Raw genomic sequence first — 15,552 nt, forward strand, 5'->3', positions numbered from 1 at the left:
CCGCGCCAAGCCGGAAGCTCAAAAACTCGCTACGCTCGCCTTGGTCTATATCGCCGAGCCGGCCGTCGACCGGTTGCGCCATGGAACCTCCCGTATCAAGACAGGTGAAGTCGCGGGTTCAAAGAAACGCTTCCGACTAAGGTAGTCGTAGGCGCGATACGGTCGGGTAACGGAGTAAACGCCTTTCGCTCGCTTGGGTAACGGCCGAGTTACGACTCTTGAACTTCGGGGTGTTTGAACGCATTTTTTGAAACACTATATACGAAGTTACAAAGACAATGCACGAGCGCCTCATTTCTCGCCTGGGTCTTTCTCACCCTAAATTCCTTGAGATTTGCGCCCCCGCTGGCTATGGCAAGAGTACGCTGCTCGCTAGCGCCCGCGCCGCCAATCCCGGCGTACTCATCGACTGCCTGCGGGTCCACGATACACAGGACTTTCTTCGATGCTGGCACGCGGCGCTGAACGATCGGGCCGAATCCTCTCTCACGATCTATATCGACCACCTGGACGCTCTCGATACCGACGTATGGCCGCACCTCCGCGATCTGTTCCGTAAGACTTACGATCGCGTTTCGTTTGCGCTCGCCTCGCGCCGCGGACTCCCATTCGAACTCTCCGACGTCGCTCCACCGCATCAAATCGTACGCATTCGCAGAGAAGACCTTCGCCTGACTCGGGCCGATATCGAAAGGCTTTTTTCTGCCGTATCGCTACCCGGGGACACCCTTGAGCGGATCGTAGAGGCAGCGGCCGGTTGGCCCGTTGCGGCACTTCTGCTGCTGCGTCTGGCTAAGGAGGATAGCCTTCGAGAGGTCCTCGATGCGTGGGGGCACCAAGCATTCGGAGACCTGCGCTCCTATATTCGTGGAGAGGTTGTTCAAGGACTGAGCGCGCCGGCTAAAGCCTGCTTGGATACCTGCGCATACCTGCCTGAGGCACGATTATACGAGATCGCTTGCGTCGCGGGCGAAGCGGCGGCTGGAGCCATGGGCGAGTTGATCGAGGCAACCGGCCTAGCGGTGAGCGATGAAGGGATTCTACGCTTGCATCCGATGTTGCGCGAGGCGGTGGCTCGGCCGTCACCTCAGGACATAAGGCGTAGCCACGTGTTCGAGGCGATCGTCGCGGAAAACGCGTTTCGCAAAGAATACCTGCGCGCGGCCGCTCTTGCCTTAGAGTCCGGCAATCCCGAAAGGGCCGCTGAAATGCTGGAGGCCCATGCCAGGGCTGACAAGCCGCTCAATGTTCCCGAATTCGGCGCACTTTTGGCTAGATTGCCGTTCGAAGCGGTGATGCGGCAACCGCGTATTTGGAGTTTGCGCGTCGCCTGCCTCGGCTATGTGGCCTCTGATCTCGAACTCGAAATGCGATTGCGCACCGAGTGGGAGCTTAAGGTCGTCGAGCCGACACACGCGCGCAACCTGCAGATCGCCCTCGGCATTCTCAACGTGCGCTTCGGCTGGCTTTCGAGCGGCGATCAACTGTTGCGCGCGGCGCCTTCGAACTGTGCCTCATGCAGCGACTGGGGGATCGGCTGCGCGGTCATTTGTTCGAGCCGGGCGGTAATCGACGCCCGTTACGGCCGCTTTAGCGAGGCCGAAGGACATTGGAAACGCGTCGCGCTCTGCAGCTCGCCGCGCGGCGAGCGCCGGGCACGCGGGGATCGGTTCGAAATCGATGCATATCGGATCTTCTCGACCGCACGCTGGCGCGAGGACGCACGCGAACTCATCGGTGCCCTGCGCGCGCTCGAAACGGAGGCGTGCGAGGCGACCTTCCTTGCGGCGCTGCGTAGCTTTGCATGGTACTCGTGGCTCTGCGACGATGCTGCCGCAATGGAAGAGGGCCTCCGGATTTGCGAGCCCGCCTCATATCTGGCCCAGGATGCCCTGCCTCTGGCCAACGATGCCCTGCCGCTCCCGATTCCGGCGATGGGCGCAGACCCCCGTTCCCGCACGATCACGGCGATCATAGTGGCGATTGCCGCACCGACCCAGACCGAGTGCTTGGCGCGCACCGAGCGAGCGAGATACCTAGCGCTGAGCATCGAGGAGCCGCTGCTGCGGTTGCTTCCTGCGGTCATCCTACGCCTTGCGGACGAAGAGCGAGGGCGGCAAGCTCTGGCGGAATCCCTCGCCGACGACGGGGCCTATTACCCATCGGCGCTGGCGGACGATGCCCGTATGCTTGCGCACAAGCAGTACGACGAACGCAAGCTAACGGTCTTGGGTCCATTCGTTGCCAAATGTATGCGTACGGACTGGTATCGCGAAAAGCATCGTACCTTCGTTGAATTACTGACCGGAACGATCCGTTATGGCGATCGCACGATAAAGGTTACGGAACGCGTACTCGACCTGGTGGCATCATTGGCCCTGCATCAACGTCCGATGAGTCGCCACCAACTCACCGACGCCCTTTGGGGCGATCTCGACGAGTTCGCTGCATTTAACGCGCTAAAGACCTGCATATATCGCGCGCGACAACAGCTCGGCGGCGCTCATTGCATCATATCCGAGCGCGGGTCATGTACGCTCGGCCCATCCGTGGTGGTGGACGTTATCGAAATGGAAGCCTACTGCCAGCAGCTCTCCGAGCGAACAACCCTGAGCGAAGCCGAGTGCAACCAGCTCGAAGCGTTTTCAAATACGCTCGAACGCGCGCTATCCGGGGCACTTTCCCGTTGGGATTGGTTTTCCCGGTTCGAGCCGCGCCTCAATCAGCTCCACCATCGCGTGGTCGTTCTGCTTGCCGAGGACGCGAGGCATCGGAATGACACGCCGGCGATCGTGCGCCGGGCAGAGAGTTTATTGCAGGTGGATGCATGCAACGAACGCGCGTACGAGCTGATCATCAGCGCTCTATTGGCGGCGGGCAACCGCGTCGAAGCCTATCGGGAATTACAGCGATACCGTCAGGCAATAGCCGGCGACCAGGGCATCGAGCCGAGCGAAAATCTCACTCGCCTACTTGCCGAAGGTTGATGGCCGGCACGAGAACGAGCTCGTCGAGCGAACTATTCGATTGGATACCGGCTTCCGCCATGGCATTTCGGTAGGCCGCGTAGGCGCCGCCGGCAGCCGAGATATCTCCGCTTCTTTTCATGGCCGTGATAACGAGTGCGTAGGCGCGTTCGTCGTACGGATCGAGCTCGAACATCATCGTCGCATATTTGCGCGCAAGGCCGTAGCGGCCGTTCTCGACGGCATGAACCCCGAGCACATTGACGATTCTGCGCTGCAGATGGGCATAGTATCTGCGCCGGCGACGGGTTATGCGTTCGGAGAGTAGCGCAGCGGCAGCGCTCAGGCGCCGGACGAGGCCGTCGTCGATCCCATTTTTCCCCTCGGCGAGTAGTAACGCGTCTAAGAGCGGTGCTATATCGACGATCGTTTCGGACGATAGCGAGTATCCGCTTCCATCGGACTGAATCAGAGGTGCGTCGCCGAGTTGAGCACGCAGGCGATGAACGGCCGCCTTAAGTGCGTTGCTCGCCTTGGCATCGGAGAGCGTCGGCCAGAGCATGCGCTTTAGCTCTGACGAACTCACCGAACGCGCGTTCAAGGCCAGCGTAAAGAGCAGATCGCGCGCACGCTCCGACAGACGCATTTGGCGCGTACCAAGCCAGACGCGCTGAGAAAGCAGATCGGCGACGATGCGGTTACCCGTATAGGCGGCAAGCCGGAGCTCAATTGGCGCTAGCATCCGGAGTTTTCCGGATTTCGCGCACAGAACGTGCAGATCTTCGCGTAGGAGCGGCGCCTCTATCGTTTCTGCCAGCGTGAGTGACTCGCGCAGAAGCGCTCCATCGAGATCCTTACCCAGCAACACCAGAGCGACCCTGCAGAGAATGCGCGCCAGCGGGTCTAGAGAAGCATCGGACTGGGTGAGTCCGTATTGGGCAATGGCGCAGGCCTGCTCCGGGCTGCACGCTCGGCCCGCGATCATCAGGGCAGCGATCGCTCGCCATTGCGGCGTAAGCCGGCCGTGCAGCGCTTCGGTGTTTCCGTTTTTGACTGCGCTGCAAAATGCCGTAAACGGATCGTGCCGATATGCCAACGTGGCGGACTCAAGGTCGCGCATGAGACGATCGACGTCCTCGTCATGGCCGCGAAGCCATGCTTCGAAGATCATCTGCGCACGGATGCGCGACGAAAGACGTCGATCGCCCATCTGCCGAGTTCTAGCGAGTGCTTTAGAGAACACCTCGTCGATGGCGAATCCGTTGCCATTTAAGCGCAGATGCGAGCCCAGCGCATCGACCGCGAGTACCGCGTCAAGCGCCAGCTCCGGAGCACGCGCGCAAAGGCGTTCGTAAGCATCGTGATCGAAGCGCCCAAAAAGCATGCCGCCATACCACAAATCGAGCGCCCCGGCGTAAACGCTTCCTGGGGCATTCGCTCGCATCCACCCTACGCACGCGTCCAAATGGGCTCGATCACCCGCATCAAAGGCCAAGATCGCGTTAGCAAACGTTAGCTCCACGGCATAATCGTCACGCCGTACGCTCAGTAAACGCCCTTCTGCCAGCAAGTCGCCCGCGTCAACCGCAAAGCGCCGGTTGGGCAGCGTCGCGCACCACAATCGCGGATACTTAACCAATGCAGCGTTGCCCACGTCCGCCAGCAACTCCATCTCCGGCGTACACTTAAGAGTAAGAGTCCCGAACTCCACGCGATCCAGGCAACGCTCAACGGCTTTCCAATCGCTCACAGCAATATATGCTCGCACTGCGGCCAGCCAATCCTTCGCCGCTTCGTACGAGGCTCCGATCGATCGCGTCAGTTCATCGGCACGCTGAGCGTAACGTGTAGACAGCGCCCGGGCAAGCCACGGGTGCGCGCGCAATGTTCCGCGTACGGGATCGTGGATCAGCAGAGGAACCCGCTGTTGCAGTTCATCGGCAATGGCATACGCACGATCGGGCACAGCCATATGGAGGTCGGCAATCGTGATGATATTCATGCGAGTGAGGATCAGAATGGCATCGAGCAACTCTGCGTCAAGACCGTACATGATGTCCCCAACGAGCTTTTCTTGCATCTCCCGAAGTGGTGCGTCGGGGAGATTTCGCGAGCGCTCGCCACGCATTGCGGCTTCTGCCAGGGTCAACATCGAGGGCCAGCGCATCGTCTTTCTTGCAATATCGGCTACGCTGTCGATTGAAATGTTGTAGTGCCCGAAGATTTGGCGGATTTCATCGTCATTGAAGCGCAATCGGTCAACCCCGATGGTCAACAATTCATTGGGCGGCACGATGCGCGCACAATCGATGGGAAGTGGTGGTCGCGAGCAGAGTACGACGGTACAGCGCGGATTGCGTTCACGAAGAAACGCCGTGAGCGCCGCCCTGAGTTCGGGATATCTCAAGTGCTCGACATTTTCGAAGATAAGTACCGAACGGGCCGACAGACGCCCAAACATTTGAAGAGCCAAAGTCCAGATGGCACGCCCATCATCCCCTTCGCGCGTAAGCGTAACGCCGCTCCTAGCAAGAAGCGGCGATCGAAAAGGCTCGATTTCATTTAGGGCCACGAGCACGTTCATGGCGAACTGTTTCACCGTAGTCACGCCGGCGCAATCGCACGTACCATGTGCTATGAAACACTCGGCAATTTGGCGCGCGACGATGCTCTTGCCGAATCCGCCCGGTGCCACTAATGCGATCACGCGCGCGGACGTTTTATCAACCGCGCGAATCACCGCATTCCGCTTAATGGTTCTTCGCATATTTTCCGGACGGTTCCGCAGTGTAGGGATATTTTATGGCATTACGCTTCAAGAACGGGGCGATTATGAATCACCGCTCACATTTCCTTGAGTGGTGAGAGCTCACAAGCCTCAACCTTAATTAGCAAGCTAACATACCGGAGCTCCCTTTATGGATCGAGCCGTTCCTCCGATTGGGCGCTTTAGCTCCCGGGTATCTATCGCTCGAAAGCGAGGGATTTCATGAACCGCGATACAACGCCGGAACCGCCCAATCCAAACGCCGTCGAGCTCGATAAAGAGCTCGAAAACGCCATGGCCGTCTATTCAGATACCGACATGGACCCCAATCGGGACGACCAAAAAGACGTCCATCACGGCGCCGAAAGCGAGAAGTAGCAAACCCAAAACACGCCCGACACTAAGCGCTCGCTTGGTGATTGTGAGCTACTCTGACCAGACGTCCGGTAGTTTATTCTTCATAGTTAGCTTATGCAAGTATGCCAAAGTCCGGATTCTCGAGCGAATACGTCCATTGCGCCGCGATTAGTCGCCGCATCGCTGTTCGCACTTCTTCTTTGCGGGACGATGGCTGTTGCCAGTGCCGCAGATTTCGGAAGCCCGCCTTCGGGCGAAGTTCCGATCCTCTATAACGATCACACGGTCTATGCGAAGCCCGACATCCTCAAGCAGAGTCGCGTGCTCGCGGCTCTTGTAAAAGACGGACAGATCTACGTACCGCTGCGCGATATGTTCGAGCAGATGGGCGCCACCGTCACCGCCTCGGCCGACGGAAAGACCATTACCGCAGCCAAAGAGGGCGTCAGCGTATCGGTGACGCTGGGCCGAGACATCGTCGTTATCAACGGCGAATCGCGTCCGCTCGACGTGCCGCCGATGCTCTATCACGGCGTGCTGCTCGTGCCGGTTCGCGTACTCTCCGAAGCGCTGGGCGCCTACGTGCAGTGGGTACCGGATAAACGGTTGGTCGTCGTTCGTTACATTCCGCCGACGCCGATGCCGACGGCTACGCCGACAGCCGAGCCGACCGTAGCACCAACGGCAACACCCGTGCCGGTCGTCGTGCCGACGCCGTCGTACAATGGGTTCGTTGAAGCTGCAATCTGGGCACCTAAGAGCTACAACGAGTTCTCGGCCGGTCAGTACTGTAATGAGTCATACTTTGCTAGCGCCGTGTATGCCCCGCAGAATTCGAAATTCGCCGCGAAAGTCGATTTCCGTCAATACTCGTACGTGACGAGCAGCAATATCACCGACGCCTACGGCAACCAATATACGCAGTTCGCCACGATCGACGGCGGCACGGCGGTCACGCCGGTGTTCCTAGGACGTCAGAATTCGATCGATGCACGGTTGGAGTACCAAATCGCCTCGCCGCGTGTATACGTTGGTGTCGGCTACATTCGCACGTCGAACAACTACGGCTACCCGCAACTCAACGGCGTCGGCTTCGGCGTTGAGAAACTTCCCGATCTGCGGCCGGGTGTCAGCGTGTACGGTTCGGCCTTCTACTATCCCACCGCGAGCGGGAACTACACCGTCACCAGTCCGGGCAGTTCCAACTTAGGCACGTCGTACCGGCAGCAGTACAGCATCACGAAATACGATGTAGGCCTCGCGCTCGTCATGAAACATTCCCCGCTCTATCTGTACGGCGGATTCGCCGCCGATCAATACGCAGTAAAACAACACGCACCCATCGGTCAGACGCATAACGGTCCGTATATCGGCCTCGGCGTGAAGCTCTAAGCGGTCGAAAGGACTATTACATGCAAAAGACCCCTCGTCTCTTGAACGCCCGTCGACTCACGGCTTTGGTGGCGTTGGCCTTCCTCGCCTCGTGCAGCGGCAGCGGATGCGGCAATTGCACCGTACCGGCCTTTAACGCCACGCCGCTCCCAGGCACTACGCCCACACCGACACCGGGCATCACGCCGACACCGGCCCCCACCCCCACCCCCACCCCCACCCCAACCCCAACCCCAACCCCAACCCCTACGGCTCCGCCGGCAACGCTTTCTTGCAACCAGGGCGCCGCCTCGATCCCGCTTGGGCCGGCCCTGGCCCCATTCGCGTTGCTTGCCGGTTCCACGATCACCAACGTCGGCAACACCTTGGTGACCTACGCGCCGGGCGCGACATACGGCAGCTTTAACGACGATCTGATCGGCGTTTCACCGGGAACTGCGGTCACCGGATTCTATCCTCCGGGCACCGTAACCGATGGTCCCAACGCCATCTATGCGGCCGGCTACAATACGAACGCCGCCGTGCCGCTGGCGGCCGAAAATGCGCTGACCACGGCATATAACACCGCCGCCGGGAAGCCCGCCACCGCTACGGTCGCGGGAGATCTCTCGCAGGCCAGCTCGCCCGGATTCCCGACCGGCACGCTCCCGGCCGGAGTCTACAAATCGACGTCCTCGCTCTCCATCGCCGCCGGAAACCTCACCTTGGATGGCGGCGGAAATCCCCAGAGCGTGTTCATCTTCCAGATGGGATCGACGCTCACTACCACCCTGAACGGCGGCATCAGTGGGAACGTGTTGCTCATCAACCAGGCGAGCCCGTGTAACATCTATTGGCAGGTCGGAAGCTCGGCGACGCTGGGCGGCGCGACCTTCTACGGCAACGTGCTCGCGTTTTCATCGGTCACCATCAACGCCACAAACTTCACCGGCCGTGCTTTGGCGGGCGGCCCGACGCTGGGAGACGGCGCCGTCTCCATACCGATCATCGCCGGTTCGCTTATCACCAATCCCGGCGGCCAATAATCGGTCACCAGCACGGACCAAGGGCCGCCTTTCCAGCGGCCTCACTAGCAAAGACGGCCCAGAGACGAACTCTCTGGGCCGTCTTTGCTAGTATGTAGAAGCTATATGCCGTCAACCCTAGAAAGGCATCCATTCATGATCGTCAACCAAGAACAACCCTTCGATTCCAAAACCTTTCTCGGTGCGGTGGGCGACGGACGCACGATCCAGAAGTATCGTAAAAACAGCACCATTTTCGCCCAGGGAGACCCGGCGGATGCGGTTTTTTACATACAACGCGGCGAAGTAAAACTTGCGGTCGTATCCCCGCGCGGCAAAGAAGCCGTTATTGCCATCCTGAACGAGGGGTTTTTCTTCGGCGAGGGATGCCTAGCGGGTCAAACGGTTCGCATGGCATCGGCACTAACGCTAACGGATTGCTCCATCGTTCGCGTCGCAAAAGCCGTGATGGTGAACGTTCTGCACGCCGAGCAGGAGTTCTCCGAGACGTTTATTACGCATCTTCTGACGCGCAGCATCCGCATCGAAGAAGATCTGGTGGATCAGCTCTTCAATTCGAGCGAGAAGCGCCTTGCCCGCGTCCTGCTCTTGCTCGCCAACTTCGGGAAAGAATCGCGCCCCGAGGAAGTGATCCCCAATATCAGCCAAGAGACGCTCGCCGAGATGATCGGCACGACGCGTTCTCGCGTCAGTTTCTTCCTCAACAAATTCCGCAAGCTCGGCTTTATCGAATACAACGGCGTCATCCGCGTCCATACCTCGCTCCTGAACGTCATCCTCCACGACTGATCGTCCGTCACAGCGACGCGCGGAGAAACGTAAGAAGGCTTATGAAGGCAGCCTTGATCCTCGCACTCGTGATGACCGTAACGGCAGGCGTCGCCCCGTCGGGCGATGCGAGCGCGATAAGCGCATCGCAGGATGGATATCTCGCGACGCTTCGACTTTCTACGCATGCGATCGGCACCATACCTGCCGACACGATACTGCGAGGTCGCGCTCCGAGCGCGGCCGAGAAACCGCCCACACCGGGAGCCGACTCCGTCTACTTTTTCACGATTGAATCCGAGAGCCGCGCGGTTCCCTTCGACGCAGGCTCGCGACTCGACGTGCGGTGCCCGTTCCGACTCGATTCGTCGTTGCGATACACCCTCACGATCGCGCGCAGCGATCCGTACGTCGGCCCGATCGTCGGAACCACGAGCGATCACGTGCTGCACTTTACCTTGCCGGCGTTCACCGTTCCACCGGGAACCGAGGTTCAGGGCGAAATCGACGGCTATAGCCCCTAGCGTGAAACGCAGCACGATCGCGGGCGCAATCACGTGGATTCTCGCGGAACTCATCATGGTCGTTTGGGATCCACACCGTTCGTGGATCGGTCCCGCGATGCTGGGCTACGTGCTGCTGCTGTGGCTCGTCGTCGCAGCGATCGTCCCTGAGGATAAGGCCGCCGAGCAATCCACGCTCGCAGCATCCGCGACCGGAGCACGCTTGTGGCTTCGCTACGGCATCGTCCTGGCAACCCTCTTCGCCGTCTTCATGGTGTACTCGGTGTGGTACGGCGGATACGTCCGCTTGCCGCGGCTGGGCGGGGTCTTGCGCGGCTACAACGCATTCTTCGGGCTCACGTTCGGGCAACCGCTATTCAATTTCACGCTATATGCCGTGCTGCCGGGAACTCTGTTATTCGCCCTGGGCATGCATCGCAATGAGGTGGGGTTAACGCGACCGGCGCCATACACGTGGAGGGCCGCTCTTCCTTGCCTCGCGTTGCCGGCGATTTTCATCGCGCTGGCTCTTTACCGTGGCACCCTTAGCCTCGGCTTTCTCGTTACGCTCGCCGTTCGCAACTTCTTCAGCAACGGATTCAGCGAGGAATTCCTCATTCGCGGGATGACGCTCTCGCATCTTCGCGCGTGTATGCGGACGCCGTGGGCGCTCTTCGCTCAGGCCGTCATCTTCTCGCTTCTTCACTATGGCGCGGTCAGCCGGCAGGAGCACGGTAACGCGATCATGATCGTCGCAAACGTTATCGCGGAGAATTTCCCAATGGCGTTTGCCCTGGGTCTGGTCGCGCTACGCACGCGCAGCCTCGCGCTGCCGACAGTGCTCCGCATCTCGTTCGACATGATGGGGAACTTTGTGGGCCTCTAAGCGAGCGCTAAGGAATTGCGCGTCGCCCGCCGGCGACGCGCAATTCGGGCCGGTTTCGCTCCAGGAGCCTGTCCTAGGCGAGTTTATTCAGGGTGTTTCCAACCAACGGCTCGTCGCCGTCTTGGATGCCCGTTTGGGCTTCCTTTTGCGCTTCGAGTTGCGAGGCGACGAGGGTCGGTACTGCTTTTGCGGGCGGGATTGCCGGCGACGCGTTGACGTTAGGGACGTTCACGGTAGCTATCGCTCCTTTTATGTTGAAGGGTTCACGTACGTCATCGGTTGGCTCGAGCAGCAAATCGAGGCAGCTGCGCCGATCTTTACGGGAACGCGCAAAACGCCGTGTGGTACGGTAACCCAGGACATTCTTTCCGCATCGAGCTGCCCGCGCAGATCGGGATCCTCGTGAAAGTCCGCTTCCGGCAGGGAACCGTCGCGGCGAACCCGGAACGTGCCGGACCTAGCTCCGTCGATCGGACGTACCCGCCGGAAAGCATCGTTCATTGCATACACGCCCATTGCTTGCCGTAGCGCTTGCGCTTCTTTTCCTGGCCTCGTGCGCGCGCCCGGCGACGCTCACCGATACGCTGATCATCGACCAACAGCGCGAGCCGATGTCGCTCAACGCCGCGCTCGAAAACGGCGCATCTTCGACCGAACTCGGACTCTTGCTCTTCAACTACCTCGTGAAGTTCAACGATCGCGGGCGACTGGTCGGCGACATCGCCACGACGGTACCGACGCTGGCAAACGGCGGCATCAGCAGCGACGGTAAAACCATCACCTATCATCTGCGCGCCGGCGTGCGCTTTGCCGACGGCATCCCGCTCACCGCGCGGGATTGCGTTTACTCGATCGATGCGATCCTCAACCCCGCCAACAACGTGCAGAGCCGCTACGGCTACGATCGCATCGCCCGCGCCGACGCCCCGAGCGCCACCACGCTGGTGTTGCATCTGCGCGAGCCGTTCGCGCCGCTCATCACGCTCGTCCTCGCGCCGCAGGGCTATCCGATTTTGCCCGCGCACCTGCTCGCGTCAAAACCGAACTTTAACCACATCGCCTTCGACGACGCTCCCATCGGCGGCGGCCCGTACGTCGTTGCCCATTGGTACCATGGCGACCGCATAGAGCTCACGGCGAATCCCCACTACTTCCGCGGCGTGCCCTCCATCAAACACGTCACGATTCGCTTCGTCTCCGATTCCAGTACCGCGGTGAACCAGCTCCACACGGGCGAAGCGAACGGCCTGTTCAACGACCTCGACATGGGCAACGTGCCGTTGATCGCCGCGATTCCGCAGATGCGCCTTCTGCGCACGCCGGTCAATGCCGTCGGCTCGCTCATCTACAACACGCAAGATCCGATCACCGGCGACCCGCGCGTGCGACGCGCCCTGACGCAGGCGATCGATATCCCCTCGCTCATCGCGAAGGCGTATCGCGGCGCGGTCGATGCGACCGACGCCGGACGCGGGCTCTTCGAATGGGCCTACGATCCCCGCGCGCCGCTTACCGCGCCGTACGATCCGGCAGCGGCCCGCGCGCTGATGCGCTCCGCCGGATGGCGTACGGGCAGCGGCGGCATCCGCACCAAAAACGGCAAGCGGCTCACCGTGCTCATGCTGATCCAAGCCAATACGCCGGGCGATGAAATCATCGGCAGCGCCATACAGCAGGCGGAGCGCGCCATCGGGGTAGACCTCTCGCTCAAAGCGTACGAGGTGACGCAGTTCGCCGCTCCCGCCCAGAGCGGCGGCCCCATCTACGGCGGCAAGTTCCAAATGGCGCTCTATCCGTTCGTCAACGGCGACGATCCCGACGTCACCGACCAGTTCGGCTGCGCCAACATTCCGCCGAACGGCTACAACAAGCCACGCTATTGCGATCCGGCGCTCGATGCGCTCATGAAAGCCGCGCGCACCACCTACGATCCCGCTCGCCGTCTCGCGCTCTACGCCCGCATCCAAGAACGTCTATCGCGCGCGCTGCCGATGGTCTTGCTCTATCAACGCCGCGAGATCGATGCATTCTCCAGCCGCATTCACGGGCCAACCGGCTCGGTGAGCAGCGTCCTATGGAACGCCGGATCCTGGACGATGTCGCGGTAGCTCGTTCCCGACGCCGCCGATGCCGGCGTTATCCAATACGTTAATGAAGGCCCCGTTCGCTCTACGCATTGGACAATGCGTAGAGTGCCCCTAACCGCCTATGATGATCCGCACACCTACACCAAATCCAGGCGAGGGGCTTTTATGGTTTTACTTGCTGATCTCAACCCATATCTCGAAGCACCCAAATGGTTGAACTCGGGCGATACGGCGTGGCAATTGACGGCCGCCACGTTCGTCGGGTTGCAGAGCATCCCGGGACTGGCGATTCTCTATGCCGGTCTGGTCAAGAAGAAATGGGCGCTGAACTCCGCGCTCATGGTTTTCTACGCGTTCGCTTCCGTGTTGATCGTGTGGTCGCTCGTGGGTTACAACATGAGCTTCGGCAACCCGATGAAACTTGGCCCCGGCATTCTCTCTGCCTTCCTGGGCATGCCCGGACCGGCGCTCTCGGCGACGTCGGAGCTCGCACAAGCAACCATACCGCTCGCCGCGGGTGCTATGCCCGAACTGCATTTCTCCGGCGCGGTGATGGTCTTCTTTCAATTCGTCTTTGCGGCGATTACACCGATCTTGATTGCGGGCTCGGTGCTGGGGCGCATGAACTTCAAGGCGTGGATGATCTTCGTTCCGGTGTGGAGCGTAATCGTCTACTCCATCGGCGCGTTTTCGATGTGGGGCGGCGGGTGGCTCGCGCAACTCGGTGCTGTCGACTATTCGGGAGGCTACGTCATTCACTTGGCTGCCGGCGTTTCGGGATTCGTCGCGGCTGCCGTGGTTGGGCCTCGTCTGCTCGCAGATCAGCGTGATTTCCAGCCGAACAACCTCATCATGGCGTTTGCCGGAGCCGGCATCCTGTGGCTCGGATGGAACGGCTTCAACGGCGGCGATCCGTTCTTTGCGAACTCGGACGCCGGGGCTGCCGTGCTCAATACCAACATCGCGACGGCGACGGCACTCTTAGTGTGGCTCGTCGCGGATATGTTCGCGACCGGCAAGCCGAACGCGGTTTCGATGATCAACGGCATGATCGCCGGCCTCGTCGCGATCACGCCGGCCGCCGGTTTCGTGAACGGCTACGGCGCCATTGCCGTCGGCGCGGCGACGATCATTCCATGGCTCACGCTCAATTATCTCAGCCGCTGGTCCGTGATGAAAAAGGTCGACGATACGTTCTCCGTGCTGCACACGCACGGCGTCGCCGGCCTAGTGGGCGGCCTCATGGCCGGTATAGTGGCCGATCCGAAGATGCTCGAGTACTTTGCTAACAAAGCCGTCAAGGGCTCCTCGGACGTCTCGGTGACCGGCTGGTACTATGGAAACTTCGCGCAGTTCGTGCATCAAGCCGAAGCGGCAGCCTTCATCATCGTGCTCAATATCGTGGGCACGTATGTGTTGCTCAAACTGATCTCTCTCGTCGTGCCGCTGCGCGCGACCGAAGATCATATGGAAGCCGGCGATCTCGCGATCCACGGCGTCGACCCCATCCCGGGCTTCGGGACCTCGGGCGGACCGGTGAACTCGCACGCATGAAACAGGGACATACGCTACAAGCCCTCTTGATTGCCGCGACGATCGCCGCAATCGGCCTCACCGGAAACCAGGAGGCGTCCGCGCAGACGCCTCCTGCGACCGCCACCCCTGCGGCCTCGGCCTCTCCAATGCCGGCGCCCACTCCGTTCGCTTCCGGAACTATTGGCGGAGTGCTCTATCTCTACGGCATCCAAAGCTACGCACCGAACGCAACCGGCGCGCTCGACACGGCCACCGGCGCAGACCGGCAGGGGCGTGACGACACGAGCGACATGCTCGTCAATGCCGCCTATACGTCGGGGCTTTTCAAGGCCTCTATCACCGGGGGCGGATATAGCTTCCCGACCATCGGGCAAGCCATCAATCCGACATTCCAAGCCTGTACGGGAAACGCGTGCGTCAACACCAACGCATACTCGGCCGTGCCCCTCGCGTCGATCGCCTACACCTCCAAAGATCAGCACCTTACCGTGATCGCCGGTAAGCTCGGGACGATGCTGGGAGCCGAGGGAATCTTCACGTATCAGAACGTGAACGTCCAGCGCGGCCTTGCATGGGCGCTCGAACCGGTCATCAGTCGCGGCGTCCACGTCGGATATACCAACGGACCGTGGAGCGTTGCGCTCGAGGATAACGACGGGTACTACTCCGGCTCGCACCGCGCGATCGAATACTCGTTCGGCTGGGCTCCATCGAGCACAACGTCGCTCACCTTCGCCGGCATCAATCCCGGCGGAAACACGCCCGGCAATCCGACGGCCGGCATCGCAAACAAGAGCGAGTACAACCTGATGTACGCGCACACGGCCGGGAAGTGGCAGTTCTCGCCGTACGTGCTCTGGGTAACCTCGCCGTCATCCGCGGCGCTCGGATATGCGACGTCGGAATCTGCCTGGGCGGCATCGCTACTCGGTTCGTACACCTTCTCATCCCAGTATTCGCTCGGATTCCGCATCGAAAACGTTTCGAATAGGAGCAGTACAAGCGATGCGGGCCTCAACGCGGACCTGATCGGATACGGGCCCGGAAGCGGAGCGACGACCTTTACGCTCACGCCCACATACAAATTCGCAACCTACGGGATAGCGCGGATCGAGTTCTCACACGTCGGGTTGCGCAACGCTCTTCCGGGCGTCGCCTTCGGTCCGGCGGGCACGGCAACCACGCAGAATCGCATCGGCATCGAACTCGGCGTTATGCGGTAGCCGCGCGAGTGCGATCGATTTCGGTCAATATCCGCCGCAAGG

Annotated in this window: 13 protein-coding genes; 11 read left to right on the plus strand and 2 right to left on the minus strand. The window is 60.6% G+C overall.

The genetic code is table 11. The features are described 5' to 3' along the window. The first annotated feature begins 278 nt into the window (after positions 1-278). Entirely contained in the window at positions 279-2,987 is a 2,709-nt protein-coding gene (locus tag VMW12_02800; GenBank protein ID HUZ48654.1) for a BTAD domain-containing putative transcriptional regulator, read from the plus strand. On the opposite strand, the gene VMW12_02805 is transcribed toward VMW12_02800, so the two are convergent. Further along, positions 2,962-5,046, minus strand: a complete 2,085-nt coding sequence (locus VMW12_02805) for a BTAD domain-containing putative transcriptional regulator (GenBank protein ID HUZ48655.1) — start codon at positions 5,044-5,046, stop codon at positions 2,962-2,964. The two genes, VMW12_02800 and VMW12_02805, sit on opposite strands and share 26 nt — an antisense overlap. Positions 5,047-5,178: 132 nt before the next feature. Here VMW12_02805 and VMW12_02810 point away from each other — a divergent pair, with 132 nt between their 5' ends. The 7 genes from VMW12_02810 (at position 5,179) to VMW12_02840 (ending at position 10,664) form a co-directional block, all read left to right on the plus strand. Continuing rightward, the gene (locus tag VMW12_02810; protein ID HUZ48656.1) at positions 5,179-5,532 is read left to right on the plus strand and encodes a hypothetical protein; all 354 of its coding nucleotides are present in this window, start codon (positions 5,179-5,181) and stop codon (positions 5,530-5,532) included. A gap of 423 nt (positions 5,533-5,955) precedes the next feature. Further along, the gene (locus VMW12_02815; protein HUZ48657.1) at positions 5,956-6,111 is read left to right on the plus strand and encodes a hypothetical protein; all 156 of its coding nucleotides are present in this window, start codon (positions 5,956-5,958) and stop codon (positions 6,109-6,111) included. A gap of 189 nt (positions 6,112-6,300) precedes the next feature. Beyond that, positions 6,301-7,482: a copper amine oxidase N-terminal domain-containing protein gene (locus tag VMW12_02820; GenBank protein ID HUZ48658.1), complete on the plus strand. Its 1,182-nt coding sequence runs from the start codon at positions 6,301-6,303 to the stop codon at positions 7,480-7,482. Between the two features lie 20 nt (positions 7,483-7,502). Further along, the gene (locus VMW12_02825; GenBank protein HUZ48659.1) at positions 7,503-8,507 is read left to right on the plus strand and encodes an ice-binding family protein; all 1,005 of its coding nucleotides are present in this window, start codon (positions 7,503-7,505) and stop codon (positions 8,505-8,507) included. Positions 8,508-8,642: 135 nt separating this feature from the next. Next, entirely contained in the window at positions 8,643-9,296 is a 654-nt protein-coding gene (locus VMW12_02830; protein HUZ48660.1) for a Crp/Fnr family transcriptional regulator, read from the plus strand. 41 nt (positions 9,297-9,337) lie between these two features. After that, entirely contained in the window at positions 9,338-9,799 is a 462-nt protein-coding gene (locus tag VMW12_02835) for a hypothetical protein (GenBank protein HUZ48661.1), read from the plus strand. Position 9,800: 1 nt separating this feature from the next. Then, complete coding sequence (locus VMW12_02840; GenBank protein ID HUZ48662.1) at positions 9,801-10,664, plus strand: CPBP family intramembrane glutamic endopeptidase; 864 nt, start codon at positions 9,801-9,803, stop codon at positions 10,662-10,664. Between the two features lie 73 nt (positions 10,665-10,737). On the opposite strand, the gene VMW12_02845 is transcribed toward VMW12_02840, so the two are convergent. Then, positions 10,738-10,896 carry a hypothetical protein gene (locus VMW12_02845; GenBank protein ID HUZ48663.1) on the minus strand — a complete coding sequence of 53 codons (159 nt, stop codon included), beginning with the start codon at positions 10,894-10,896 and terminating at the stop codon, positions 10,738-10,740. Between the two features lie 268 nt (positions 10,897-11,164). On the opposite strand from VMW12_02845, the gene VMW12_02850 reads away from it, so the two are divergent. The 3 genes from VMW12_02850 (at position 11,165) to VMW12_02860 (ending at position 15,510) form a co-directional block, all read left to right on the plus strand. After that, entirely contained in the window at positions 11,165-12,772 is a 1,608-nt protein-coding gene (locus VMW12_02850) for a peptide ABC transporter substrate-binding protein (protein ID HUZ48664.1), read from the plus strand. Between the two features lie 144 nt (positions 12,773-12,916). Next, positions 12,917-14,305 (plus strand): ammonium transporter, encoded by a 1,389-nt coding sequence (locus VMW12_02855; GenBank protein ID HUZ48665.1) that lies wholly within the window; start codon positions 12,917-12,919, stop codon positions 14,303-14,305. Then, positions 14,302-15,510 (plus strand): outer membrane beta-barrel protein, encoded by a 1,209-nt coding sequence (locus VMW12_02860; GenBank protein ID HUZ48666.1) that lies wholly within the window; start codon positions 14,302-14,304, stop codon positions 15,508-15,510. The genes VMW12_02855 and VMW12_02860 overlap by 4 nt, the downstream gene beginning before the upstream one ends. The last annotated feature ends 42 nt before the right edge of the window (positions 15,511-15,552 follow it).

Source organism: Candidatus Dormiibacterota bacterium (assembly GCA_035532835.1).
Lineage (GTDB): Bacteria > Vulcanimicrobiota > Vulcanimicrobiia > Vulcanimicrobiales > Vulcanimicrobiaceae > DAHUXY01.

Bases quoted from the DNA above. Each gene is read 5' to 3' on its own strand.
- VMW12_02800 (HUZ48654.1), top strand. From the start codon at position 279: ATGCACGAGCGCCTCATTTCTCGCCTGGGTCTTTCTCACCCTAAATTC.
- VMW12_02805 (HUZ48655.1), bottom strand. From the start codon at position 5,046: ATGCAAGAAAAGCTCGTTGGGGACATCATGTACGGTCTTGACGCAGAG.
- VMW12_02815 (HUZ48657.1), top strand. From the start codon at position 5,956: ATGAACCGCGATACAACGCCGGAACCGCCCAATCCAAACGCCGTCGAG.
- VMW12_02820 (HUZ48658.1), top strand. From the start codon at position 6,301: ATGGCTGTTGCCAGTGCCGCAGATTTCGGAAGCCCGCCTTCGGGCGAA.
- VMW12_02825 (HUZ48659.1), top strand. From the start codon at position 7,503: ATGCAAAAGACCCCTCGTCTCTTGAACGCCCGTCGACTCACGGCTTTG.
- VMW12_02830 (HUZ48660.1), top strand. From the start codon at position 8,643: ATGATCGTCAACCAAGAACAACCCTTCGATTCCAAAACCTTTCTCGGT.
- VMW12_02835 (HUZ48661.1), top strand. From the start codon at position 9,338: ATGAAGGCAGCCTTGATCCTCGCACTCGTGATGACCGTAACGGCAGGC.
- VMW12_02855 (HUZ48665.1), top strand. From the start codon at position 12,917: ATGGTTTTACTTGCTGATCTCAACCCATATCTCGAAGCACCCAAATGG.
- VMW12_02860 (HUZ48666.1), top strand. From the start codon at position 14,302: ATGAAACAGGGACATACGCTACAAGCCCTCTTGATTGCCGCGACGATC.